The 24,335-nt window shown below is 37.8% G+C and carries 21 protein-coding genes; 4 read left to right on the top strand and 17 right to left on the bottom strand.

Annotation, left to right across the window (positions count from 1 at the left end; genetic code table 11):
- Window positions 1-247: 247 nt before the first annotated feature.
- The 7 genes from RCJ93_RS00325 to RCJ93_RS00295 form a co-directional block, all read right to left on the bottom strand.
- Entirely contained in the window at window positions 248-3,655 is a 3,408-nt protein-coding gene (locus RCJ93_RS00325; RefSeq protein WP_251647221.1) for a DNA translocase FtsK, read from the bottom strand.
- A 334-nt stretch (window positions 3,656-3,989) separates the two neighbouring features.
- Complete coding sequence (gene ytpR / locus RCJ93_RS00320; RefSeq protein WP_446738102.1) at window positions 3,990-4,598, bottom strand: YtpR family tRNA-binding protein; 609 nt, start codon at window positions 4,596-4,598, stop codon at window positions 3,990-3,992.
- Window positions 4,595-5,419 carry a DUF1444 family protein gene (locus RCJ93_RS00315; RefSeq protein ID WP_236717705.1) on the bottom strand — a complete coding sequence of 275 codons (825 nt, stop codon included), beginning with the start codon at window positions 5,417-5,419 and terminating at the stop codon, window positions 4,595-4,597. Before RCJ93_RS00315 ends, ytpR begins: the two co-directional genes overlap by 4 nt.
- A gap of 60 nt (window positions 5,420-5,479) precedes the next feature.
- Complete coding sequence (locus RCJ93_RS00310; RefSeq protein ID WP_066788983.1) at window positions 5,480-5,791, bottom strand: thioredoxin family protein; 312 nt, start codon at window positions 5,789-5,791, stop codon at window positions 5,480-5,482.
- A 12-nt stretch (window positions 5,792-5,803) separates the two neighbouring features.
- A complete protein-coding gene (locus RCJ93_RS00305) occupies window positions 5,804-6,325 on the bottom strand; it encodes a hypothetical protein (protein ID WP_066788986.1) in 522 nt (173 codons plus the stop codon).
- Window positions 6,326-6,405: 80 nt separating this feature from the next.
- Complete coding sequence (locus tag RCJ93_RS00300) at window positions 6,406-6,936, bottom strand: DUF84 family protein (RefSeq protein ID WP_446738101.1); 531 nt, start codon at window positions 6,934-6,936, stop codon at window positions 6,406-6,408.
- Between the two features lie 114 nt (window positions 6,937-7,050).
- Window positions 7,051-8,100 (bottom strand): M42 family metallopeptidase, encoded by a 1,050-nt coding sequence (locus RCJ93_RS00295; RefSeq protein WP_285842849.1) that lies wholly within the window; start codon window positions 8,098-8,100, stop codon window positions 7,051-7,053.
- A 189-nt stretch (window positions 8,101-8,289) separates the two neighbouring features.
- On the opposite strand from RCJ93_RS00295, the gene RCJ93_RS00290 reads away from it, so the two are divergent.
- A complete protein-coding gene (locus RCJ93_RS00290; RefSeq protein WP_066789000.1) occupies window positions 8,290-8,604 on the top strand; it encodes a peptidase M4 in 315 nt (104 codons plus the stop codon).
- A gap of 48 nt (window positions 8,605-8,652) precedes the next feature.
- Here RCJ93_RS00290 and RCJ93_RS00285 read toward each other — a convergent pair whose 3' ends face one another.
- The 5 genes from RCJ93_RS00285 to pepV form a co-directional block, all read right to left on the bottom strand.
- A complete protein-coding gene (locus RCJ93_RS00285; RefSeq protein WP_446738100.1) occupies window positions 8,653-9,516 on the bottom strand; it encodes a YtnP family quorum-quenching lactonase in 864 nt (287 codons plus the stop codon).
- 302 nt (window positions 9,517-9,818) lie between these two features.
- Window positions 9,819-10,469 (bottom strand): tRNA (guanosine(46)-N7)-methyltransferase TrmB, encoded by a 651-nt coding sequence (gene trmB, locus RCJ93_RS00280; protein WP_150284836.1) that lies wholly within the window; start codon window positions 10,467-10,469, stop codon window positions 9,819-9,821.
- A 136-nt stretch (window positions 10,470-10,605) separates the two neighbouring features.
- On the bottom strand, window positions 10,606-11,610 hold the full coding sequence (locus tag RCJ93_RS00275) for an NERD domain-containing protein (RefSeq protein ID WP_150284837.1): 1,005 nt from the start codon (window positions 11,608-11,610) through the stop codon (window positions 10,606-10,608).
- Window positions 11,611-11,708: 98 nt separating this feature from the next.
- A complete protein-coding gene (locus RCJ93_RS00270; RefSeq protein ID WP_446738099.1) occupies window positions 11,709-14,018 on the bottom strand; it encodes a right-handed parallel beta-helix repeat-containing protein in 2,310 nt (769 codons plus the stop codon).
- A 182-nt stretch (window positions 14,019-14,200) separates the two neighbouring features.
- On the bottom strand, window positions 14,201-15,592 hold the full coding sequence (gene pepV, locus RCJ93_RS00265; RefSeq protein WP_446738098.1) for a dipeptidase PepV: 1,392 nt from the start codon (window positions 15,590-15,592) through the stop codon (window positions 14,201-14,203).
- A 324-nt stretch (window positions 15,593-15,916) separates the two neighbouring features.
- On the opposite strand from pepV, the gene RCJ93_RS00260 reads away from it, so the two are divergent.
- Window positions 15,917-16,138, top strand: a complete 222-nt coding sequence (locus RCJ93_RS00260) for a DeoR family transcriptional regulator (protein ID WP_066789033.1) — start codon at window positions 15,917-15,919, stop codon at window positions 16,136-16,138.
- Between the two features lie 184 nt (window positions 16,139-16,322).
- Here RCJ93_RS00260 and RCJ93_RS00255 read toward each other — a convergent pair whose 3' ends face one another.
- Both RCJ93_RS00255 and RCJ93_RS00250 read right to left on the bottom strand, forming a co-directional pair.
- Window positions 16,323-17,036, bottom strand: a complete 714-nt coding sequence (locus tag RCJ93_RS00255) for a pseudouridine synthase (protein ID WP_446738097.1) — start codon at window positions 17,034-17,036, stop codon at window positions 16,323-16,325.
- 11 nt (window positions 17,037-17,047) lie between these two features.
- Window positions 17,048-18,658 (bottom strand): putative polysaccharide biosynthesis protein, encoded by a 1,611-nt coding sequence (locus RCJ93_RS00250; RefSeq protein ID WP_446738096.1) that lies wholly within the window; start codon window positions 18,656-18,658, stop codon window positions 17,048-17,050.
- A gap of 208 nt (window positions 18,659-18,866) precedes the next feature.
- Between RCJ93_RS00250 and RCJ93_RS00245 the strand changes: the two genes are divergently transcribed.
- Together RCJ93_RS00245 and RCJ93_RS00240 are read left to right on the top strand one after the other, a co-directional pair.
- The gene (locus RCJ93_RS00245; protein ID WP_446738095.1) at window positions 18,867-20,126 is read left to right on the top strand and encodes an NAD(P)/FAD-dependent oxidoreductase; all 1,260 of its coding nucleotides are present in this window, start codon (window positions 18,867-18,869) and stop codon (window positions 20,124-20,126) included.
- Between the two features lie 273 nt (window positions 20,127-20,399).
- Window positions 20,400-21,653 carry a GGDEF domain-containing protein gene (locus tag RCJ93_RS00240; protein WP_446738094.1) on the top strand — a complete coding sequence of 418 codons (1,254 nt, stop codon included), beginning with the start codon at window positions 20,400-20,402 and terminating at the stop codon, window positions 21,651-21,653.
- 36 nt (window positions 21,654-21,689) lie between these two features.
- On the opposite strand, the gene RCJ93_RS00235 is transcribed toward RCJ93_RS00240, so the two are convergent.
- The 3 genes from RCJ93_RS00235 to RCJ93_RS00225 form a co-directional block, all read right to left on the bottom strand.
- Window positions 21,690-22,856: an MGDG synthase family glycosyltransferase gene (locus tag RCJ93_RS00235; protein ID WP_446738093.1), complete on the bottom strand. Its 1,167-nt coding sequence runs from the start codon at window positions 22,854-22,856 to the stop codon at window positions 21,690-21,692.
- A 108-nt stretch (window positions 22,857-22,964) separates the two neighbouring features.
- Window positions 22,965-23,579 (bottom strand): DedA family protein, encoded by a 615-nt coding sequence (locus tag RCJ93_RS00230; protein ID WP_446738092.1) that lies wholly within the window; start codon window positions 23,577-23,579, stop codon window positions 22,965-22,967.
- A 6-nt stretch (window positions 23,580-23,585) separates the two neighbouring features.
- A complete protein-coding gene (locus RCJ93_RS00225; RefSeq protein WP_066789047.1) occupies window positions 23,586-24,287 on the bottom strand; it encodes a polysaccharide deacetylase family protein in 702 nt (233 codons plus the stop codon).
- Between the last annotated feature and the right edge of the window lie 48 nt (window positions 24,288-24,335).

Raw genomic sequence — 24,335 nt, 5'->3', positions numbered from 1 at the left:
ACCATTATAACATGAAACTATGCGGTTCTAAACTATCCGTATATTTCAATAAAATGAAACTTTCACTTAACGGTGTAATCTTAATCCTCTAACTGAGGAAAGTATTTCAATCAAAAATTATCAGGTTGTTGTCCCCACTTCTATCCCTCTTTATATCACTCTAAGTGCTATTGTGGGGCCAAGCGCCTGTTATTGCGGTATACATTTTGCTTATAAAGTAAATAAAGTATGGGAATTACGCGTGATATTATACATGTGAGCCGTTGAATATGTTTTCAAGATCTTGTTCAGTCAAAAAGACATCTCTTGGTTTAGTGCCTTTGGATTCTGAAATAAAACCTTGCGCCTCCATCATATCTACTAATCTCGCTGCACGGTTATAACCTATGCGATATTTTCTTTGCAATGAGGATACTGACACAGTTCCTTCCCTACAAATGAATCGGCAGGCTTCTTCAAATAGCTCATCTTGTTCTTCAATAGAGTCAACTTTTTTTAGTAGCTCTTCTTGTTGGAATAAGTAATCTGGTTCGCCTAACGACCTTACATAGGATGTAACCTCTTCAATCTCATCATCCGTTACAAATGTTCCCTGTACACGAACCGGAGCAGACATTCCGTTACCTAAATAAAGCATATCGCCTCTGCCTAATAATCGTTCAGCGCCTTGGCTATCTAAGATCGTACGTGAATCCACATGTGATGATACAGAGAATGCAATTCGTGTAGGTATATTAGATTTAATCAACCCTGTAATAACATCAACTGACGGCCTTTGGGTCGCAAGTACAAGATGAATACCACAAGCTCTAGCTTTCTGTGCAATACGGCAAATGGATTCTTCTACTTCTTGAGGAGACATCATCATTAAATCAGCCAATTCATCAATTACAATGACTAAATAAGGCATTTTTAGAGAAAACTTGCGGTCTGCTTCTACCATTTTATTGTAGCGAGTAATATCCCTCGCTCCAGCATGTGCAAATAGCTGGTATCGTCGCTCCATCTCTTCCACAGCCCACTTCAGTGCAGCAGTTGCTGCTTTCACATCAGTGATGACAGGACTTACTAAATGCGGAATATGATTAAATGGCGCTAATTCTACCATTTTAGGATCAATCAACATTAATTTAACATCCTGTGGGCTTGCTTTTAATAACAAGCTAACCAATAGTGAATTAATGCAAACAGATTTACCAGACCCTGTTGCCCCTGCAATCATTCCATGCGGCATTTTCCTCAAATCAATCGTCATCGGTTCTCCTGTCAAATCCAATCCGAGTGCTGCTTCAAGAGGAGAATCTGAGTTAATGAAAGAAGAATGTTTTACGACTTCAGTAAGTCGGACAGCACGTGATGCACGATTTGGTATTTCAATACCTATTGAGCTTTTACCAGGTATTGGAGCTTGAATACGTATATCTCTTGCTGCAAGTGCCAGCTTTAAGTCATCCGCCAAATTCCGGATTTTACTTACCTTCACACCGTGCCCTACCGTTATTTCAAACTGTGTTACAGCAGGCCCTTGCACAATTTGAACAATCTCCCCATCGATTTGGAAGTAAGATAATGCTTCAATCAGCTTTTCACCTTGTGCATCCATCCAACCAAAATCCTCAGTTTGCTCTTCAGGAGGCTTTAAATAAGCGATTGCTTCGTCCAAATGCTCGTTGACTGTAGAAGGTTTGTATTCGACTTGCTCTTTTTTGTCTTCGATAGAAGCTGTTTCCGTATTTATCTGAGCTGAATGAGATTCCTGCAAAACCTCTGGTGACTTTTCGATAATCTCTTCTTGGATTTCTTCCTCTATTTCTGATTGATTTGGCATTGAAGCTGCTGGCACTTCTTTAGGCTGTACAGCTTCTTGTTTTGAAGGAGTACTGAAAGATGTTTTATTCCTCAATGGTGTTTCAATATTGCTGTAAGGGTTTAGCTTTTCCTTATCTGTCTTTAACATCACCACATTAAACGGAACTCTGCTACCTGAATGCTCTGTTGCATTTGGTATTTCAGCTTCATCATTTTCAGGTATTTCTCCTTCAAATGCTTGCACTGTTTCTAATTCAGCTTTCTGTACTTCTAGTAATTCATGCTCTTCAACAGTTACACTAATTGCCTCTGTTGCTTCTTCCTGATTCAACGTCTCTATTTCTTGTACAGTCTCATCATTGACAGGGTTAGTTATTTCTTCTACAACAGGCTGGTTAATTGGCAACTTCTTTCCTGACCATGATATATCTATGTTGCTAAATGGATCTAATTTTTTCTTATCTGTTTTTAGCATGACAACATTAAATGGGATTTTGCTACCTGAAGTTTTGTTTTGTACTGTCTCTTCTGGTATTTCAGTTACTTCAAATTCCTCTAGTTCTTCTAGTTCTTCTAGTTCTGCAGTTACTTCCTGTTCTTCTATTACTTCCTGTTCTTCTATTACTTCCTGTTCTTCTATTACTTTCTGTTCTTCTAGTTCTTCTATTACATCAGCTGCAATCTCAACGTTGGTTTCAATTACCTGCGCTTTTTCATCATGTATAGGTTCTTGCACAATTGCATTACATTCGTCTTCATGCTCATGATCTTCTTCCCCACTCCTATTTGTTTCTACAACCATGTGTTCACTTTCTGATTTGGCAGACAATTTTTCTAGTGTGGGCGATTGCTGAATTTTAGTCTTTTCTTCAACTATATGTTGAGATGTATTATTTGGAACCTGTCCTACTTGTTCTTCTATTCCCTTGTCTAGATTTTTTGGCAACTCAGGCTTTATTACGGACCCGCTAGCAGGTAAATCTGCTTTTGTTGTTTCATTTTCAATAGCCTTTTGCTTGTTCATATGACTATCAATCAAAGCTTCTGTTGTCTTTGGAAGAGGCTCTTTTGCCTTTTTTTCCTTTTCATCTATTAGTTTTTGAATATCTTTTGGACGCTTAGGTCTTTTAAAACCATAGACAGGCGATGGCACATCTGTTGGGACGAACTTCTTTTTCACTGGGTAGTCTACTTGCTTCGTATCCGCTTTTTCTTTCTCTCTATCTTTATTTATCTCTTTTTCTTGAGAAGGATAAATTGCCTTTTTTTCATACTTGGTCTCTTGCTTAAATGCCTTTTTTTCATATTTCATCTCTTGCTTGTATGGCTCGTGAGCTGGTTTTATAGGCTTAGAGTTACTTGATCGAAAAGGGTTATAGTTTTCCCTACTTTGCTTTTCTACTACACCTTTTAATCCTTTAGGCTCTCGACTAAATGGAGAATAGTCTTTAGGCCTTACAGTAGATTGTTGTCTATCTTGCCAAGTTGAATGGATTTTCGTCTGCTGCCTTGGCTGTTCAAAGTGTCCAGACGTCTCTGCAGAAGGAATATTATAGTCCTCAGCTTCTTCCTCATTACTTTCTTTCACATATTCATCTGAAACCATTGGAAAGTTAAATGACGGATGCGGTTCCTGAGATTGTTCTGTTTCTATCATTTCATCTCTATAAGCAGTATAGTCATATTCATTTTCATTATAGTAATCTTCAGAATTGTTTTCTTCAAATTGATCATATGATTGATAGGGTTGATCTTCTTCATATTCATTGTAGGTCTGATTTTTTCCTGGCGTTTCTTCTGCTTCGTCGCCAAGAATTCGAGTTACGATTTTTTTAAACCAACTCATTATATGCACCACTCTTTTCTAAATCATTGACTACATTTTAGCAGTAACAAATAGCTTCATGCAACGCGTTTGAGACGAATCTGTCACAACTCCCTATTTTTTCACGTAGAATTTGGTGATTCGAAAAAAATCGCGGGGATATTTTACTAGAGTTATTTGTTCATTTTTAGGTCAATCCAACACCCAGAGCCCAGGACAGCAGATTTTCTTAACGATGATCTCTTTGAAAAAAACCGCCTCCAAATTCAACAGGAGACGGTCGTATATATTTTAATTCAAATTCTATTTAAATACGCTACTTTAAACAACCAATAAGGCTATAATGGCGGCAAAACTATACTTCAAATGCTGCTCCCACTTTTGAATCTTCATCAAGTACCATAATTCCTTTAACTTGAGGAGCATTAGGGATAGCTAATTCACGTGCTGAGCAGAGCATGCCGTATGAATCTACTCCTCGTAACGCTGAAGCTTTGATAAGCATTCCTGAAGGCATAACTGCTCCTACTTTTGCTACTACAACTCGCTGTCCCTCCGCAACATTTGGTGCTCCGCATACAATTTGTAGAGGTTCTTCTTCGCCAACATCTACCTTGCAAATATGTAATTTGTCAGCATTTGGATGTTCAGATACTTCTTTCACATGGCCAACAACAAATTTAGGAGACAGATCAACATCAAAGTATAAATGAGCATTATTTTTATTGACGGCATCTTTCAATTCAGAGATCAGTTCCTCTGTAATGGGTACATTCCCTGCTTCTTCAATTTTCAAATAGTTGCTTGCATTGAATAAATTAAAGCCTTTAACTTCACCTGTTGCCTTTTCTTTTAAAAATACTAGGTCGTTATGTTTTTCGATTTCTGTTTTTACAATAGGTTCACTTGAAAGCTGAACGAGTAAAACATCCCCGACAAATTCTTTGTTGTATGATACGATCATGATTCTTCTTGCTCCTTCTTCACTCTATTTTTAGCTAAGATAAATATGGGTTCTAGTTTGCCGTCTTCGTATATGAAGGACAATGAGGTAATAGGTACAGCCCCAACCGTAAAGAAATGCATGGTCATTTGTGCAAGCACATCATATCCAGTATTATTTCTTATATCCCCTATAATGAGAACATCTTGATGAGGAACGGACACCGTCATATCCCCTTCTACTTGGCTTTGCATTTCCTTTAAGAAAGCGTCATTTAAAATTCGGCTTGCATCATAGCCATCATTTTCATTTAAAAAGTAAAAGATATTGCCGCCTACCTCATCTTTTTTTACATGAGTAGGAAGTTTACGAACTTGAAAACGTGCAGATTCTTTTACTCTTTCAGCAGGCACACCTAATTGGCTGAGCATTGATTCATCTATAAGCCTATATGTAGTGCCTAAATCAAGTGCATAGTAGATAACCGTTTCAGCTGTATGTTCTGATGTGAGGAACGGTTGTCCTTCTTTAGACTTCTTAGGAAAAGAACCAGAACGAATGACTGGATAGACATTCGAGAGATCTTTGAATCCCTGCTCTTTTTCTGCTTTCAATGCCTCGAATGTCTGTTCAATGGTATAGACAACTTCATCAATCGCTTTATCTTTGCGCTCATCATATTTAGTTAGCACATCACCAAGAGAAAGATCCATCCCCTTGCCAGTTGAACGTTGGTCTATTCGCAATTTGTTGGTCTTATTTTCTAGTTTCCATTCATAGTGAGTTTCCCCTAGACGGTCTTTTAAAATAGCTACTAATTCTTTCGCTTTAATCGTACTCACTCCTTTTGGAAAATTACTGTTTATCAAAAGTCCAGATAGCTCACTGTCCCTCTGCGAATTTTATTGTGCTTGAAGGAATTTTTCGATTTCCTCTTGAGTTTTGCGGTCCTTTGAAACAAAACGGCCAGTTTCTTCCCCATTAGAATAAGCGATAAAACTTGGGATGCCGTATACATTCAATTCCACGCATAAATCAATAAAGTCATCACGGTTGATTGAAACAAAAGTGAATTCGCTAAATTTCTTTTCAACCTCTGGCATAAATGGGTCAATAAAGCGGCAATCCGGACACCAGCCAGCAGTAAATAAGAAGACATGCTTCCCTTGTCCTTTTAATTCATGAAATTGTTCGACAGATTGTAGTGTTTCCATTTAATCGTTACCTCACTTATTTTTTATTTGTACAGAATGGGCAATTTCCATTAGCTCAGGAATCGTATGGTCAATATTTTGTTGGCCTGATACGCCAGTAATTTTGACTCCGCCAGTACTTGCGACTACCCGATAATTGTGATTATCGTCCTCTAACACACTTGCAAAGCCAAATTGACCGTCTTTCTCATAAGTCTGTTCCTTTACAATGGCATCCTTTTCCTTTTGTTGTATAGCCTTGTAGAACTGCTTGCTTTGCTTTGGCTCATGCGGGTTAATGAATAATGAAAAAGTTTCATCACCTTTTTTAAGAAGTATATTTGTTTCATCCGAAGATGATTTAATCGTAAAGTCCTTTGGCAAATAAAATTGCAGATGTTCTGTTGAGGCAGTACTTGTCTTTGGTTTTTGCTCAAAAACTTGGTCTGCACTTTCAAAGCCTTTTGAAATTTTTGTATCCACATTATTGCTACATGCTGCTACAGTGAATACAAACGCACTGCAAATCATTAGTCTTGTACATTGACGGAACATGTCCATTCCTCCATTCGTACTTTTACTAATTTCATTGTAGAATGCCCGATAGGTCAATGCAACTATCATGTTTTTTCATGCTATTTCGATTTTTTTTGATAGAAAAAGTATTGGCCGACTAGCTCTTGAAGAATATGTTCGAACATCTCTTTGCGGTCAATCAATCCATCTGTAAAAACGCCAATCGCACCGGCATTTTGCCTAGTATCCAGCTGTTTTGTGTATTCGTCCATTATTGGGCCAAGCTCTTGTGTGCCAGTCAGTTTGGTGGCAATTTCTTGCGGTAAAGGAATTTGAGCTCCGGCAGCAGTTAACACCTTACCATTCGGCAAAGCTAAGGCTCCCCAATTGCATAGGTACATGATATCTTCTATTATCGTAACGCCGCCTTCCAAACCGAAGGCTAGATCTGCATTTGACTCTGCCAACGTTTTTTTCGCACGGTTGATAGCGCCTCTCCTTGTCTCTTCAGTAGACATAGGCTGAGGAGAAACATCAGAAGAAACCGATAAATGTTCGAACGTTAATATATCATGAAAATGCTTTGTCACCACTGAAATTACCGCTGATACTTTTGCTTTATTTGTTGTACCAATTCCTACTTTCATCATAAACACTTCCTCACAATAAGTTAAGGGGAGATCCCCTTATTAGGAAATCTCCCCTTACTATATCAAATAGGCATGAATAGTTTCCACAATCCAAGCACTGGTATATATCTTTGACTACTGCTGACGGATTGATTCTAGTGTAGACCGGTCCGCATTTTTTACTAATTGAACGAGCAATTCTTTTGCTGCATCAATATCATCTGTATGCACAATAGAAGCATGCGTATGAATGTAGCGTGAGCAAACGCCAATTACTGCACTAGGTATACCATCATTGGATGTATGGACAACACCTGCATCCGTGCCGCCTTGTGAAACGAAATATTGATAAGGAATGTTATTGGATTCTGCTGTATCAAGAACATATTCCCGCATGCCCTTATGCGTAACCATCGTTCTGTCCAATATGCGAAGCAATGTCCCCTTACCTAGTTGACCAAACTGTGTTTTATCACCTGTTGCATCATTTGCAGGGCTTGCATCTAATGCAAAGAATAGATCAGGTTTAATCATATTAGCCGCTACTTTTGCACCTCGCAGGCCGACCTCTTCCATTACATTCGCGCCTGAATAAAGCGTATTCGGCAATACTTCATCTTTTAATTCTTTTAATAATTCGATGGAAAGACCACAGCCATAGCGATTGTCCCAAGCCTTGGCCATAATCTTTTTCGGATTGACCATAGGGGTGAATGGGCAGATTGGAAGAATTGGTTGACCTGGACGGACACCCGCCTTTTCAGCTTCTTCTTTGTTGTCAGCACCGATATCGATCAGCATATTGCTAATCTCCATTGGTTTTTCTCGCATTTCTGGTGTTAATAGGTGTGGCGGTACAGAAGCAATCACACCCGGGATCTTGCTATCTTTCGTATAAAGCTCCACACGTTGTGCGAGCATAACTTGGTTCCACCAGCCGCCAAGTGTTTGGAAGCGAATCATGCCATTATCCGTAATACCTGTCACCATGAATCCTACTTCATCCATATGTCCAGCTACAAGAATGCGTGGACCATTTTCGTCACCTTTTTTCAGTCCAAATATGCCACCTAAGTTATCTTGTACAATTTCATCCGCGTATTTAGATAATTCTGCCCGCATGTATGCACGTACAGCATGTTCATTGCCTGGAGCTCCTGGCAATTCAGTAAGTGTCTTAAACATCTCTAATGTATCTTGTTTCACAGTGAAGCCTCCCTTTATACAGTCTCTTTTATTGTAGACAAAATAGTAGGAAAATTCCACTTCTATATTTCGAATTACGAAGTTTATGACCACCTATTCTATTTCCCTCTGAATGTTCATTTCAATCTATTTGTGATACACTGTATATATGAAAAGGGGGCATTTATAATGAAATTAGGAGACTTCTTATTAGGCGTTGCAACTGGTATTTCAGCTGCTTATGTAGTAAAACGGGTCGGCGAAAAAGTAAGTCCGTACGAAAATGCAGACCATGTTCTCAACAATATAAAAGAAGCTTTTAAAGAACAAGGTCCTATTGATGGTTCATGGATTTATATGCAACCAGAAACAGTTTACAAAGAAAACATTGAAATTCCTGTATACAAAGGCGGTATTTCTCGTGTGCAAGAAGGAGAAACCGTGAACTTTGAATTCTCAGCTGATGCAAGAACAGGTTCAGTAGTCGATTTAGTAAAAGTATAATTTATTAATCTATTCCCCCATCTTACAAATAAGATGAGGGATTTTTTGTTATGCTGTTGTATGTGTCTCTCTCGTACGTGGCAATTCTGCAATAATCTCTTTTCCAGATTGATCCCATTTGATTAATCGTTTATGGGCATCGTGATAGAAACTTACCCAATAGCCGTTCTTTAGTATTTCGTCTACCAGTTTTTCTTTTGCAAAGACAGATGTCATTGGATAATCATCATACGCGAGTACCCATAGCGGATTTTGATGCGCATGTGTCGGCATTATGTCCGCCATATGGATGATTGTTTCGCCTGCTTGTGTTAGCCGAATAATGGCATGTCCCTCACTATGTCCACCAGTATGGAACATTGTAATACCAGGCATTACTTCCAATTCTTCCTCAAATGTTTGAACTTGTCCTATAATTGGCTTCCAATTTTCTTCCCAATACGTATTTGCTGAACGAATATTCGGTTCTCTCATCTCATCCCATTCAATTTGAGAGGCCATAATTTTAGCATGAGGGAACGTAGACACCAATTCATCATTTTGCCACTTGGTCAATCCACATGCATGATCAAAGTGCAAATGAGTCATGAGCACAATATCAATATCTTCTGTTGTAAGTCCTAACTCTTTTAAACTATCATCGATTTTCGATTGCTCTTCCACACCATAATTGCGCAGCTGCTTCTCTGTAAATTTCCCATTGCCCACACCTGCATCAATCAATAAATTTTTCCCTTTATACTGAATCAAAATCGGGTCTGTTCGAAGTTCAATTTGATTATTCTCATTGCTAGGATATTTTCTTGACCATAAAGGCTTTGGCACAACGCCAAACATCGCGCCGCCATCTAAATAGGTTACTCCCCCATTTAACCACGTTAACGTCATATCATGAAATTGAAATGTATCCATTGAAAATCCCCCTTTGTGTAATAAGACCACTGAAAAGTCGGTTAATGTTCATGAAGAAATCAATAAAAATCTCTTATTTTTTCTTCTAGTAGTCTCAAGTTAAGACAGCATCGATAGTAGATACCGTTATAATTGTAACATAATTTAGAAAACTTAGAGTACATCTATCGCTTATGCTGGGAGCCATTATTCTATTCTTTAGTAGAAAACAGTTTCCGGTAAATTAATTCTAATAAAAGCGCATGGCTTTATCTACCATGCGCTTTTTCTATTTCATATTCGCGAAAGTTCAAATATATTAGCTATTTTTTAAGCTGATATTGAGCTTCAAGACGATAGATCGGTTGTCCCTTCGCAGAAAATTTCTCTTCATACTCTGTCATCACGTTATCTTCAGGCATTTCCACATGTAAGTCAAGTGAGACTTTATTTAGCAGCATGCCGTAATGAGACAGGCTGACTAATGAATACTCAAACAACCCTCTATTATCGGTTTTAAAATGGATTTCTCCCTCATCAACTAAGATGGATTCATATATTTTTAAGAAGCTTTCGTGCGTTAGACGGCGTTTGGCATGTCTTGATTTAGGCCATGGATCAGAAAAGTTTAGATAAAGGCGATCCACATCGTTTTTAGTAAAGTATTTCTCTAAATCAGCGCCATTAATAAGCAATAAACGAACATTTTCTGGCGTACCCGCAGCGATCACTTTTTCAGCAGCTTTTACAATAACGCTATCAAATAATTCAATTCCCAAATAATTAATGTCTGGGTTTTGAAGTGCCATTCCGGTGATAAACTGACCTTTGCCGGATCCTACTTCGATATGAAGCGGATGGTCATTCCCAAATAGTTTTTGCCAATTTCCTTTATATTCTTCTGGATTTGGTATAATGATTTCAGGGTGTGCTTTAATAAAATCTCCAGCCCACGGTTTATTACGAACTCTCATTATATTTCCTCATTTCTTTTATTCATATAATCAACATTTAATTATTCAAGAAGTTATAGGTTGAGTCAAGGGCTTTCCGGACAAAAAGATGGCAAAGAGCAGTATTTTTTTCTTTTAATCTCTGCAAACCCTGCTATTAATGCGAAGCTGCATCTTCACCTGGGTCCATCTTATTGTACGAAGTAGTTAACACGTTTTGCAAAAGTGATTGCGCCGCTTTTAATTGCATTGCCTTCATAGGTGATGAATTTTTCTTTAAATAGCTAAACCAATCTGGATATGTTTTTTTATCGATATATTCGATACCAAAACTCGTATTTGTATCATTAATATAACCATTTCTAGATAGCACAATTTTTTTGATAGGCATCTCAATGCCATTTTCCCGAAAAATTTGCTTTACAATACTTTCTGTTCGATTTAATCCAATTAGCGGACTTAAAATCTTTTTGTCAATCTTGCCAATTTTTTTCGTCCAAAAGCGGCTACCATCTGGAATAAAAGCTGCTTGGACCTCCTCTTCCAGTACTCCGATACAGAGACATTGTGTAGGAGTTAACAAGATAATACCCGCTTCTACAGGAGCCCGTTTGATTTGAAAAACAGGTCGATATAATAATAAATAGCTATCTGGCAAACGTTGTGTAAATGCACGCAGCAACGTATCTCTTGTATATCTCGGGTTCAGATGTGATTCCTCTCGCAATGTTGAGCTCGCCCATTTCATTTGAAACTGAAACAACTGATCAATATACATACGTTTTAAATCATCCATTGTTTGCGGTGCGAAATAGAAAGACGGCTGAAACGTATATGCATTTTCTTCTTCGTGCATATCTGGAACCAACTCTCCATTTAACTCTTTTTCATTCTCTGTAAAAAAGGATTCTGTACTACCTTCGATGTTTTCATCATCCTGTGTCTTTTTACTTTTTCTACGGAAAAAGCGTGGCAAAAAGCTCTTTTTTGGTTTTTCTTCTGCTTCTTCTACCTCAAGCTCTCCATGAATATTACCTGTTTCCCAATCGCTTTTCATACGAATCCATTGTACCTTTTTAAGACGGACAAATTGGGTTGTGTATCTCTTTAAATCTTTTTCATATCGAGAAACATAATCTTGCAATTTTACTAGCTGTGCCAAATGAACACCTCCCATATGAAGTTTTCTTTTTATGTACCCCCCATAAAAATGGGGGTATCTCGCAAATTTATTTTACCATGTTTTTTATATACCCATTATTAGCGCCAGTTTAATAACAAGATTTTTTCTGGATTATTGTACTCTAGATACTTATTGTTAATGCGGGCAAATACTTCTTCTGTATCAATCAAATCATTTGTTTTAAGTAATTCCTTTTCAGCATTTGAAAGCTTGTCTTTAATTTCTTTATATTGTTCCCCTGGACCTGTATTTTGCCAAGCAATAAATTGGATGGGTCGGCCCACTTTTTCAAAAGTATTGTATTGGATTTTGGGGTGAATCGCTCCACTAGATAGAATACCACGTTTTTCTGGATCACCTTTGGCCACATTTTTTATTACGTTTTCTGCTATGGTTGGGTTCATCCAGTTCATAATCCGTATAGCATCATTTCTGGTCGTATCAATTATATTTCCATAAATAACGATTTGTTTATGTGGATTTCCCTCTGAATATTTATGAGTTCCGATAGCTCGATCTAAATTCTTAAACTGATTGTTGAGAATTAGAATCCGTTTATTGGCTGTTCGATCAAAATTGCTCCATTCAGAACTCCACCCAAGAGTCGTTTTATCCGGCGTATCTAGGTTAATCGCTTCTTTCACATGTCGAGCTGATGGAATGGAATTGAAAAATTTGTTATCTCGAATAATTACATTTTCCGAGGCGTCCATTTCAATAAAGTGTCCGCCGTTCATATTTTTGAACTGTATATTTTGTATCTGTACATTTTTATTGTGCCCCATGATAATCGCAAAGCTGAATAATTTGAACTTCAGATCAAAAATCACTTTCCCCTTGCCAATAAAGCGAATGTTTTTTTCACCTTTATGACCACCTACAACTCGCTCTTTCTTTGATAAAGAAGGCCGGATCAGCTGGAAGATGGAATTAGAAGGGTTGATGGTCGTACTCCCCGTATGATCACCTTTAATTATTTCGACGCCATCTTCAAACTCAAGTGTCACATTGGACGGCACATATAAAACATTGGTAATTGTATATTTTCCTTTTTTAAAAACAAGCTTTCCGCCACCTTGCTTCTCAAGCTGCTCCATGTATGAGCGCAATGCGTAATACTGCTTTGTCTGGTCTGTATAAGAATTACGTAAGAGGTATTCCTTATTTAAGGTGACTGACTTTGGTGTGACAGTATATACAGCCTTATTAAGATCCTTTAGATTGGTAATCTCAATTTTTTCTAAAAACTGGTCGTGTTCGATGGGGATGGCATATTCTTTAAGCTGTTCACCCTTATTCGAAGCAAGTGCTTTTTTATTGCTAAGAGTGACCGTGTTTTCGCTCACTGTGCCATTCGAAGTATACTCTGCTAGCTTGACGGGAATCTTCATTTTTTTCAATTGGTTCAGACGTATGACAGGCTTGTAGGAACCTAAAACATAAACCCCATAGCCTTTTGCATCTTCTAGAGTGTTGTCTTCAACTGTTGAAAGACGCCAGTTGTTCATCACAATCATATTCGAGCTTGCGTGAGCTATTTTGTTTTTTCGAATTACGATTTTGTTTTGAGGCTTTCCATCTGTAGCATTTTTTGAACTAATCGCTTGGTAAATATCATAGAAATAGTTTTGCTCAATCGTCGTATGCACATTCGGCGTTCCATCATACATACTCCAGCTGACCTGGTAGTTGCCATCCTTTTCTTCTGCTGTATCCAAACTGATGACTGGTTTGGAAGAAGAATGTTGATGAAGGAAGGTGTTGTTTTGAATGGTCGCATGTTTTGTACCAGCTAATTGTATAAAATAGCCTTCATTCGCATTAAGGAATTGAATATTCTTAATAAGCAGGTTCTCATTATGTCCAGCGATTATTCCATTTACATTTTTTTGATGATTCAAATCAATGGTGGCCTTTCCATCACTTATTATACTGATATTAGTAGAACCGTTATAATCATATTCCATGCCAATCTTCTTTACCACGCTAGGCGCTACCAATTGGAACATGGAATACGAAGGCTTTAATGTATTCTTGCTTCCCGTATTCATACTCTTTTTCAAAATCACTCCGCTATTTAGTTGAATAGTTACGTTTGAAGGCACAAATAATGTATTGGTAATAGAGTATTTGCCTTTTTTTAATACAAGCTTGCCTCCACCCTTTTTTTCCAGCTCCTCTAAATAAGATCGAATGGTATAGTAGTTTTTCGTTTCTTTTGTATAAGTGGAATAGCCTTGCATTTTCTTATTGAGGGGTTTCGTATTTGGTGAGATAGTGTAATCTTTTTGCTTCGCTGAGGCATCAAAAAGCTCAAATTTGCAGAAAAGCAATGACATGATAAAGGATAGTAAAATTATGTATAAAAAACGTTTAGCAAAATACATAGAAAGATCACTCCTACTTTACACACTAATTTTCATACTTGGCTTTATTATGTACTGCTGGTATACAATTATCCTTCCAGAACTAATTTCCTTTAAACGCTGTCTTGGTTCCTCTTCACAAAACAACTATTTCAGCAACAACCAAAAAACCTCCATCTAAATTAGACGGAGGTTTCCTATCACTATTTCGTACCAAGCTCCACGATTGCATCTGCATAGATGGCAGCAGCCTTTACGAGATTTTCAATTACTACAAATTCATCTGCTTGGTGAGCGACGTCTGGTTCGCCTGGGAACAACATGCCGAACGCTACGCCTGTTGGCAATTCACGTGCATATGTGCCTCCACCAATAGATAATAATTCCGCTTTCTCCCCCGTATTTCGTTCATATACTTTAGAAAGCTTTTGAATTAATTCTTCTTCTGGTTTTACATAGTGTGGTTCTGAATTATCATCTACGACTAGATCAAATCCAAGTTTAGCAGTCGCTTGCTTACCAGCAGCGATTTTCTCTTCATAAGGATATGTTACTGAATAGCGCATACTGACATCTATTCTTCCACCTTTTCCTTCTTCAAATGACACAATGCCTGCGTTCAACGTTGTATCGCCTGACATTTCATCTGTGAATGCAAGATCTAGCGCATGGCCTCTTGTTTCATTTGCGAAAGCTGTTACGATGAACCCTGTAAATTCTTTAGATTGAGGTGTTGTCAACACTGTGTTTAGATATTGAGCAAGTTTTACCGCAGCGTTAATCCCAGCGTTCGGCTCCATTGCATGTGCTGATTTACCTTTTACTGCTAATTTATGTCCCTCTTCTGTCTTTTCGATGGATCCTTCCAATTGTGATGAAGCTAAATAAGCATTAAAAATAACTTTAGACTCCTCAGGCATATTGCGTACAATGGCTTCAGCAAAATCCGGCACCATATTCATACGATGACCCGCATGGAACGAAATTAATTGTTCGTTTTCTTTTGAAGAAGCTTGTTGACGGAAAGAAACCTCAGCGATTCCTTTTTCAGCATTAATAATCGGGAAGTCTGCATCTGGCGCGAAGCCTAATGTAGGCATTTCTTCTTTTTCTACATATCTTTTAACGCAACGGAAGCCTGACTCTTCATCTGACCCTACAATCATCCGGACTCTGCGGTTTAATGTTATACCTGCATCTTTCACCATCTTCATCGCAAGCCATGCAGCCATTGTTGGTCCTTTATCGTCGATGGCGCCTCTTCCAAATAACTTGCCATCTTCTACTACAGCACCAAATGGAGGGTGTACCCAATCACTTCCTGCTGGCACTACATCAACATGACAGAGAATACCGACTAATTCATCGCCTTCTCCCATTTCTATGTAGCCAACCATATTATCAATATTTTTTGTTTTTAATCCTTGCTTCTCACCTTGTGAAAGCATCCAGTCCAACGCTTTTTTCGGCCCTTCACCGAAAGGCATCTCCTCTGTAGCTATACTTTCATCCAAGACACTTTCGATTCTCACTAATTCTTGCAACTCTGCAATTAGTTCATCTTGTCTTTCCTGTGCTTTTTGTAACCATTCCATAGTTTTTATTCCTCCTTTACATTCCAACTATATTTTACACTGTTTTGAGAGTATACACATAGGACAAACCAAAAATCGAACCTTTTTCCATTTTCTAATATTTTCGTTCGCCTATGGCTCTATTTATGTATGCGCCAAACTTCTTAAATCAAACAAAAGGTTGGAAATCAACTAAAAGATTCGTTATAATGAAATTGTCAAATAACTTTTGACAAACCAATTTGAAAAGGGGATGTCTAAGGCAAACTAAATTAGGAGCCTGAATACCTCGCAATTATTGTCGTCCGCTAGTCTTTTAGAATTAAGATGAAGGAGTGTTCAATATTGAAACACACAACTGATCGGATGCTCAATCGAATTAAGGACGTGTACATGTATATACACAGTAAGGGAACTGTGACTACACAAGACCTTGTCGATGAATTCGGCATCACTCCTCGCACCATTCAGAGAGATTTGAATGTGTTAGCCTTTAATGATTTGGTCGAAAGCCCAAGTCGAGGCAGATGGACAACGACGCGTAAGAAAGTGAAAATGACATCTTAGAAAGATTCGACGAGTTGGATCTCACGCTTTTCGTTGAATAGACGATGAACCGAGCCAATATGCTGATGGCCATTCGTCTTATGTTATGAATGAAATTAAATTTACGTAAAAAAAAGAATGACCATGCTGCGTCGCTTGGTCATTCTTTTTGGTGTTTATTTTTTTATAAAAAACAAATTACTCACTAGTTCCAGCCATCAATCTGTTCAATCTCTTCTGGTGTTAACTCTCTATACTCTCCAGTTTCTAAACTCTCATCAAGTTCTAAGTTCCCCATTGATAGACGTTTCAAATAGGTTACTTTTTTGCTCACCGCTTCGAACATTCTTTTGACCTGATGGAACTTTCCTTCTGATATCGTTAACTCGATTTCTGATGAAGCACCTGATTTTATAATTTTTAATTCACCCGGTTTTGTTTGGTAACCATCCTCCAATACAACACCTTGGCGAAATGCCACTACATCTTCTTCGGTTACACAGCCATCAATTGTTGCATAGTATACTTTCGGCACGTGTTTTTTTGGTGACAGCAATCGATGTGCAAGAGATCCATCATTCGTTATAAGAAGGAAGCCCTCCGTATCTTTGTCCAAACGGCCTACAGGAAACGGTTCGAAATGCGCATAAAAAGGATCAATCAAATCAATAACCGTTTGATCATATAAATCCTCTGTCGCAGAGACGACGCCTGCCGGTTTATTCATCATTAGGTAAATGAACTCCTGATAGATGACACGCTCGCCAAGCACCGTTATGCTCTGTTTTTCAGGATCCACATGTAATGAAGGATATTTGGCCTCTTCCCCGTCGATAGCGACTGCTTTTGTTTTTAATAATTTCTTTATATCTTTCCGTGAACCATAACCCATGTTTGACAATAATTTATCTAAACGCATAACACTCTCTCCTACATTCCAAATTTACGTGCAATTTTTGCAATCTTATCACCTAACAACTTTTGTGCAAGCTTTGTACGGAGTGATAAAAAGGCATACACGAGACCACCCACTGTAATACATACAATGAGATACAGTAGCGCAGCAATTTTAGAATGCGCTACACCAAACATCAGAACAAGTAGCTTATGTGTAACGATGACAGAGGCAGCCATAATGAGCGTCAGTAGAATAATAAGCACTGATCTTCTTACAACCACTTTTGACTTATAATGTAACGCTTTTTTCAATACAAGGATGTTAATAACGATTGACACCATATAACCAATAGCTGTTGCAAGAATCGCGCCTTGTGTTTCCATCGCCTCAATCAGAGGTATATTCAGAGATAGCTTCACAAGAATACCTGTCAATAAACTAAAGACAATCCATTTTTGATAATCGATACCTTGTAACAGCGCAGCCGTCACTTGGAAAAATGCAAACAGAATGGCAACCGGCGCATAAGCAGCTAAAATACTTGAAGCAACAGCGCTCTCTGAATAAAGCAGATGATAGATGTCTGCAGACAATATAGAAATACCTACGACTGCTGGCAACGTGATAAATAAAAGAATTTGATAGGTTTTATCCATTGTATTGATTAAGGCATTATGCTGATTCTTTGTAAAGTAATTAGTGATTGCCGGCACAAGTGCCATAGAAAACCCTGTCGCAAGCATAACAGGTATAATGACAATCTTTTGCGTTGTAAAATTCAGCATTCCTAGATAATCATCCGATACCTTTGCCAGTCCGATATTAGACATCGCTGTATTAAACGTCAGCATATCCACTAGTTGGAATAAGGGATTGGCAATACCGACAAATACATACGGAATGGAATAAGTCACAACTTCTTTATAGATACTTTTATAAGAAAGCTGACCTGTTGAAACGCTGTTCTGTAACTTCAGATTAAACTCCGGCTTAAACTTTCGCCAGTAATACCAAAGGGCGAGCAAACCACCCAAAGCTCCTATAAAAGCAGAAAATACAGCGAATGAAATAGCTGTTTGCGCTGTACCATGAAAAACCCTCATGACTAAGAAAGATCCAATTAAGAGAACAATAATACGAACAATTTGTTCAATTAATTGTGATATGGCAGTTGGTTCCATATGGTCGTAACCTTGGAAGAAACCTCGCACTAAGCTCATGAAAGGAACCACAATCAATGCAAAACTTACCCAACGAATAACGCCCGCAATTTGAGATACACTAAAGATTTGTTCTTCATCTTTGATGACCATATGCGCTATTGGAGTAGCCATAAAATATAGAACTAAAAAAGATAAAAAACCTGTTATGGTCATAATAAGCAAGCCCGAGCGGACAAGCTTACGCCCTGAGTCATAATCACCAAGGCTATTATACTTCGCTACAAACTTTGATACTGCAATCGGTGCGCCTGAGATGGCTACAGATAGCATTATTGTATACGGAACATAGGCATACGAATATAAAGCCACGTTTTTCTGCCCAATAATCGCATAAAACGGAAAAATATAAACGAGGCCCAAGACTTTCGATAAAAACATACCAATCGTTAGAATGGCAGTTCCTTTCATTAATGAAGACATATTACCCAACAATCCTTCCAATTCGGAATCATCCAATTTAACCGGGCTTTGATTGACAATTTCTCGAGCCGCTACTTTTCGTATTGGCTTTTATTGCCCATTAAAATAATAAACCTAAATGTTAGTTTACAACTCGCCATGCAATTACTCAAATAGTTTTCTTTTATCATGTATAATAAATATAAAAAAAGAAAGTGAGTTCCATTTTATGTATGATGTAATCGTAATTGGCGGTGGCCCTTCAGGTCTCATGGCCGCTATCGCTGCAGGCACTGAGAATAAAAAAGTTCTTTTAGTAGAAAAAGGACATAAATTAGGGAGAAAGCTTGCAATATCAGGCGGTGGACGCTGTAATGTCACAAATCGACTCCCGATTGATGAAATTATTAAACATATTCCTGGCAATGGCCGTTTTTTATATAGTCCTTTCTCTGTTTATAACAATGAAAATATTATTTCTTTCTTTGAAAATCTAGGTGTTTCTTTGAAAGAGGAAGACCATGGCCGCATGTTCCCTGTCTCCAATCGAGCCCAAGATGTAGTGGAGGCAATGCTTAGGGAATTAGCACGCTTACAAGTCGAAATCCGCCAAGATACTACCGTTGCGAAATTACTGATGGATGCCGAAAGAATAAGAGGCGTTCGCTTAAAAGATGGTACAGATCTGCAAGCGAAGGCGGTTGTAGTTGCAGTCGGCGGCAAAGCCGTCCCACAAACGGGTTCTACTGGTGACGGCTACCCTTGGGCTGAGCAGGCGGGACATACTGTAACAGATCTATATCCGACGGAAGTCCCTTTAATCTCCAATGAGACGTTTATTAAAAACAAAGAGTTGCAAGGACTAGCTCTTCGCGACGCTGAAGTTTCAGTCTTAAACAAAAAAGGCAAAACTATTATAACGCACAAAATGGATATGTTGTTCACCCATTTTGGTTTAAGTGGACCAGCTATTTTGCGTTGCAGCCAATTTGTTGTAAAAGAAATGAAGAAAAATGGCGGCAAGCCTGTCCGAATTCGGATTGCTGGGCTAACTGGTTATAATGCAGAATCTGCTTTTCAGTATCTATTAAGCTTGGCGAAAAAAGAGCCTAAAAAGGCTTTAAAAAATACATGGAAAGGGATTGTACCTGAGCGCTGGCTGATCTTCTTAATGGAGAAGGCAAATATCGACGATTCTCTAACAGGAGCAGAACTTTCCTCAGAAGCAGCACGCCACCTAGCAAATGAGTTGGTTGGTTTTGAAATGTTGGTCAACGGCACTCAGCCTTTAGAAAAAGCATTTGTTACTGGCGGGGGCGTTTCTGTGAAAGAGATTGAACCAAAAACTATGGCATCTAAAAAGAAAATAGGGCTTTATTTCTGTGGAGAAGTCTTAGATATTCATGGTTATACAGGCGGCTATAATATTACATCTGCACTTGTAACAGGCCGAATAGCGGGAATGAGCGCAGCTTCATCCATCGATTAAACGAAAGATGAGGCTTGGACACCAATGTTACAAAATACTTTTCACAATAGAAAATAATTAAAATAAAGCCGAACAAATGTAATTTTACATTTAGTTCGGTTTTATTTAGTTATTGATTTTTCGATAGATAATGAATAAATTCACTTGTTTGTCAATTTTTTGACTAAATATATGAATATACATTAATTACCTCTTTATTTCTCTCTTATTAAAGCCTATTCTTATAGTAAGAATGCAAAATTATTATTATTTTTAAAGGGGTGAATAATTTGCATGCAAACGACTCCAAAAGAACCATCTTCTATTCCGTTTGAAAATGATCCTAATTTCTATAAACAATTAGCTCAGCAGAATTTCAAACGCATGTACGCTCTGGCCAAATTCTTTCTGTGGGTAAGCTTAGCTCTAGTGCTTGCTACAGTTTGGTGCCATTTCTTTTTCAAGAGTTACCCCCATTACCATAGTGTTTATATAATTCCTTATGGCTTAATGTTTCTTTCCAATTTCATGGTCTTACTATTAGCAAACCCAAAAAAGTTCAATCAAAATGGCAGCCTTGATTATTATAAACAGCTCGAAGAAATTACGGCTTACTATATTTGCTGGCTCTTGATCCTTAGTTTAAGTATCTCACTAATAGACTTTCATTATCAACATCATACAGTTGCTTATATTATGTCATTGGTGATTTGTGCTAGTTTCTTTATTATGCGTCTTCGTTATTTTATAGCACCGTTGATCGTAGCAGTAATCGCATATATATTAAACTACTTTACTTTAGATGAACCTTACATTCGATATACCTTCGAGATGCACCTGGCTATATTTCTTACACCTGTTTTACTTGTTGTAGCCCATTTTAATTATCAAAACTTTATTACTTCCTTTCAACAAGAGAAATATTTGTGTAGGGAGACTACTCGCTCAAGACAATTAGCAAATGAACTTGCTGCAGCCAATACAGAATTGCAACGATTATCTGCAACTGATGAACTGACAAAAATCGCTAACAGAAGAGGCTTTCATCAATACAAAGCTGCTCTTGAGGAACGGGTTCATCCTTACACACTTACCGTTTTAATGCTCGATATTGATTATTTTAAGGTTTACAACGATTACTATGGACATGCTTATGGGGATATGGTGCTAGCTCGTGTGGCAACAGTATTAAATCATATAGCTCTCTCTACAAACTCTTTTGCTGCGCGGATGGGAGGCGAGGAATTTATCATGCTGATACCTGATCAACGACCGGAGGAAATCGTGATTATATATAAACGAGTCATCAGGGATATTCAACAATTCAACCTTTCTAATGCAGCATCCAAGGTATCAGACCAACTTACATTCAGCGCAGGAGCCTATAGAGGTGAGATTAAGACGAATGATGAGATTGAAGAGTTTATGCATAAAGCAGACACCCTCCTTTATGACATTAAAAAAGCTGGTCGTAATGGCTTTAAATTAATGGAAGACGAAGAAGTTCTCTATCATCTTCAGCCGATCATCAAACATAAAAGGCCCTAGCATAGTGAATATCATGCTAAGGCCTTTTCATTTTGGTTATCCTCTAACCATCTCCCATTGAAGAGTCGGGCTGTATTCGAATGCAGGTTGTAATTTCCTACCATTGCCAAGAAGCCATTTAAAGACTTCATGTAGTTGGCTTGTTAGCTCTAATTCTATTTCATCCTCATAACATTCTATTGAACGTGCACATGCCCCCAATATTTGGCTATCATTTAAAATAGCATTTAATTGAGATTCAATAGGCATTTCTTTGGATAATTCAACGACAAGATTATGTTTCTTTAAATAATCTAAATTAATTTTTTCTTGGCCCGGAAGATGTGAATGAACGATGATTGGAAGCTTTTTACGTAAAGCCTCGCTAATCGTCACACCGCCAGGCTTAGTAATAATGGCATCCATTTTATCATATAGCTTGTCCATTTCTGTTCTTGAACTAATATATGACAACGGCTTAATATGTGATTCTTTCCATCCATGAATTTCATCGTAGAGTTTTTTGTTGTTTCCGCAAAGAATATAAAATTGAAATTCAGGATGCTTTTTTAATTCAGTAGTCAGGCTCGATATCCCGCCAAGCCCGCTATTACCGCCAGCTACTAATATATGGGGTCTATCATTTCTCTTATTTCTACTTGTCCCTTTTTTAATTTCCTCATGAACGGGTATGCCTGTAACAATAATGTGTTTTCTAGGGATACCAAATTCACGAATCAGATGCTCTTTCACTTCCTTGCTCGGTACAAAGTGTAAATCGATGCCTTCTTTTGCCCAAATACCATTAATAAAAAAGTCTGTATAGGCATTGATAACAGGGACTTCACATTTCCCTTGCACTTTCAATCGGCTGATCAGACATGATGGAAAGCCATGTGTACAAACGATAGCATCAGGCTTTTCTAGTTCAATCAGTTGCTCCATCTTCTTTAAAAAATGGTTTTCATAGAACTTTTTTGGCTGGTTTGCTGTACAGTATCTTTTACTATAAATAAAATTATAAGAGTTAGGAAATAGGCGAATCCAATTCAAATAGCTTCGAGAGAGCATTTTCTCTAATCCTGGATGCCAATAACTAATCAAATCAATCTTCTTTATCTCATATTCTTCATTGCGTCCCCTCACCATGTCCATTAAAGCATCTGCGACTTGATGATGGCCGGATTGCATCCGCAATAGCGGAAAGAATAATATTTTTTTCATATCGAAGAACCCCTTTTCAAATAGCACGATTTTTAAGATAAGGTTGAAGGGAATTTGTCCTTCTTTACTATCTGTCATTACCCGCTCTCTCTAACTAAAAAACAGTCATTAATCAGAATCATTACTTGACTTATTTTTCTTAGATCGTCCTATTATCTTTTTCACAATATAATAAACAATAAATAATATAAATAATATAATTCCTAAATATGGTACATAATCCGGATTAATATAAATCGTATTCGCAGTAAAATAACCTAACAAAACAAAAGGCATTGTCCAGATAATACTGCCAATGAGAGAAAAAAGAATAAATGGCTTAAGTGGCGTATTGGTTATTCCCGCAAAGTACGGGCTGATTTGACGCATGCCCGGTAGGTAAAAACCGAAAGTAATTGTTCTATATGCATTCTTATTATATTTGTTTTCAATCTTCGCCCACCGCTCTGGATTGAGTCCAATATATTTACCAAAGCGTTTGATGAAAGGAGCCCCTAGGTATTTGCCCAAAAGATACGCTACTATCATTCCAATGAAGGCACCTAATTCTATAAAAATGAGCGAATGAGCCATTGACAGCTTTCCATAACTTATTAGAACTCCTGTCAAAAATAACAATGATTCTTCAGGAGCAGGAATACCGACAATGCCGAAAAATAAACAAATGAAAAGAATTACATATCCATAAAGACTTAAATAATGCATTAATTGATCAATATTCATAGCATCTTATTCCAACACATCTTTCAATGTGATGAATTCTATATTTTTTTCGTGACAATCTTCTAAAAAAAGCTCCAAATTTCGCAGCATATATGAGGGTGCCTCCTTTTCAGCGCCTTGTGTGTCGCCATTATCATGTAGTACAAAGATAGAACCAGGACTTGCATATTGCTTCAGTTCTTCTAGCAAACCATTCCGTGCTTTTTCTACTTTCCAGTCGCCAAAAATATGGGACCACATGATTTTTTTATATGTTTTTCCGACGAATAATGTAAACAAATTAAAATGTCCCCAAGGCGGGCGGTAAAATTGTACCGGTTCACCTGTCGCTTCTTCTATTGCCTGATTAGCCAGCGTTAATTGCTTTTTCAGCTCTAATGGACCAGTTAACCAATTGGAAACATGTTGATTATGATGAATACCTATAGTATGCCCTTCATCTGCCATCCGTTTAACAATTTGAGGGTTTCTTCTCACATGGTCTCCAACTACAAAAAATGTTGCCTTTACGTGATATTTTTTTAATAAGTCCAGTAATTGCGGTGTATAAACTCCGTGTGGTCCATCGTCAAATGTTAACGCAATCTGTTTTCCAGGAATGGTCTTGTAAATCCCTAGCTTGCTTAAGCGAATAAAAACGGTCGGGAGCGGGCCGTAACATAAAAACAAGATGACTAGACAAAGTATAATAATTAACAATAATTTCATATTCCACAGCCCTTTTCCGTCAATAGTAATTCCTTACCCGAAAACTAA

It is taken from the genome of Rummeliibacillus sp. BSL5 (genome assembly GCF_052928305.1).
The sequence above is the reverse complement of the archived record's forward strand: the minus strand, read 5'-3'. Positions and strand labels throughout refer to the sequence as shown.

Bases quoted from the DNA above. Each gene is read 5' to 3' on its own strand.
- RCJ93_RS00295 (WP_285842849.1), bottom strand. From the start codon at position 8,100: ATGTTTAAGACACTTACTGAATTGCCAGGAGCTCCAGGCAATGAACAT.
- RCJ93_RS00230 (WP_446738092.1), bottom strand. From the start codon at position 23,579: ATGAATATTGATCAATTAATGCATTATTTAAGTCTTTATGGATATGTA.
- RCJ93_RS00310 (WP_066788983.1), bottom strand. From the start codon at position 5,791: ATGGAAACACTACAATCTGTCGAACAATTTCATGAATTAAAAGGACAA.
- RCJ93_RS00250 (WP_446738096.1), bottom strand. From the start codon at position 18,658: ATGTCTTCATTAATGAAAGGAACTGCCATTCTAACGATTGGTATGTTT.
- RCJ93_RS00270 (WP_446738099.1), bottom strand. From the start codon at position 14,018: ATGTATTTTGCTAAACGTTTTTTATACATAATTTTACTATCCTTTATC.
- RCJ93_RS00285 (WP_446738100.1), bottom strand. From the start codon at position 9,516: ATGGATACATTTCAATTTCATGATATGACGTTAACGTGGTTAAATGGG.
- pepV (WP_446738098.1), bottom strand. From the start codon at position 15,592: ATGGAATGGTTACAAAAAGCACAGGAAAGACAAGATGAACTAATTGCA.
- RCJ93_RS00225 (WP_066789047.1), bottom strand. From the start codon at position 24,287: ATGAAATTATTGTTAATTATTATACTTTGTCTAGTCATCTTGTTTTTA.
- ytpR (WP_446738102.1), bottom strand. From the start codon at position 4,598: ATGATCGTATCATACAACAAAGAATTTGTCGGGGATGTTTTACTCGTT.
- trmB (WP_150284836.1), bottom strand. From the start codon at position 10,469: ATGAGAGTTCGTAATAAACCGTGGGCTGGAGATTTTATTAAAGCACAC.
- RCJ93_RS00240 (WP_446738094.1), top strand. From the start codon at position 20,400: ATGCAAACGACTCCAAAAGAACCATCTTCTATTCCGTTTGAAAATGAT.
- RCJ93_RS00305 (WP_066788986.1), bottom strand. From the start codon at position 6,325: ATGTTCCGTCAATGTACAAGACTAATGATTTGCAGTGCGTTTGTATTC.
- RCJ93_RS00245 (WP_446738095.1), top strand. From the start codon at position 18,867: ATGTATGATGTAATCGTAATTGGCGGTGGCCCTTCAGGTCTCATGGCC.
- RCJ93_RS00235 (WP_446738093.1), bottom strand. From the start codon at position 22,856: ATGAAAAAAATATTATTCTTTCCGCTATTGCGGATGCAATCCGGCCAT.
- RCJ93_RS00255 (WP_446738097.1), bottom strand. From the start codon at position 17,036: ATGCGTTTAGATAAATTATTGTCAAACATGGGTTATGGTTCACGGAAA.
- RCJ93_RS00325 (WP_251647221.1), bottom strand. From the start codon at position 3,655: ATGAGTTGGTTTAAAAAAATCGTAACTCGAATTCTTGGCGACGAAGCA.
- RCJ93_RS00300 (WP_446738101.1), bottom strand. From the start codon at position 6,936: ATGATGAAAGTAGGAATTGGTACAACAAATAAAGCAAAAGTATCAGCG.
- RCJ93_RS00290 (WP_066789000.1), top strand. From the start codon at position 8,290: ATGAAATTAGGAGACTTCTTATTAGGCGTTGCAACTGGTATTTCAGCT.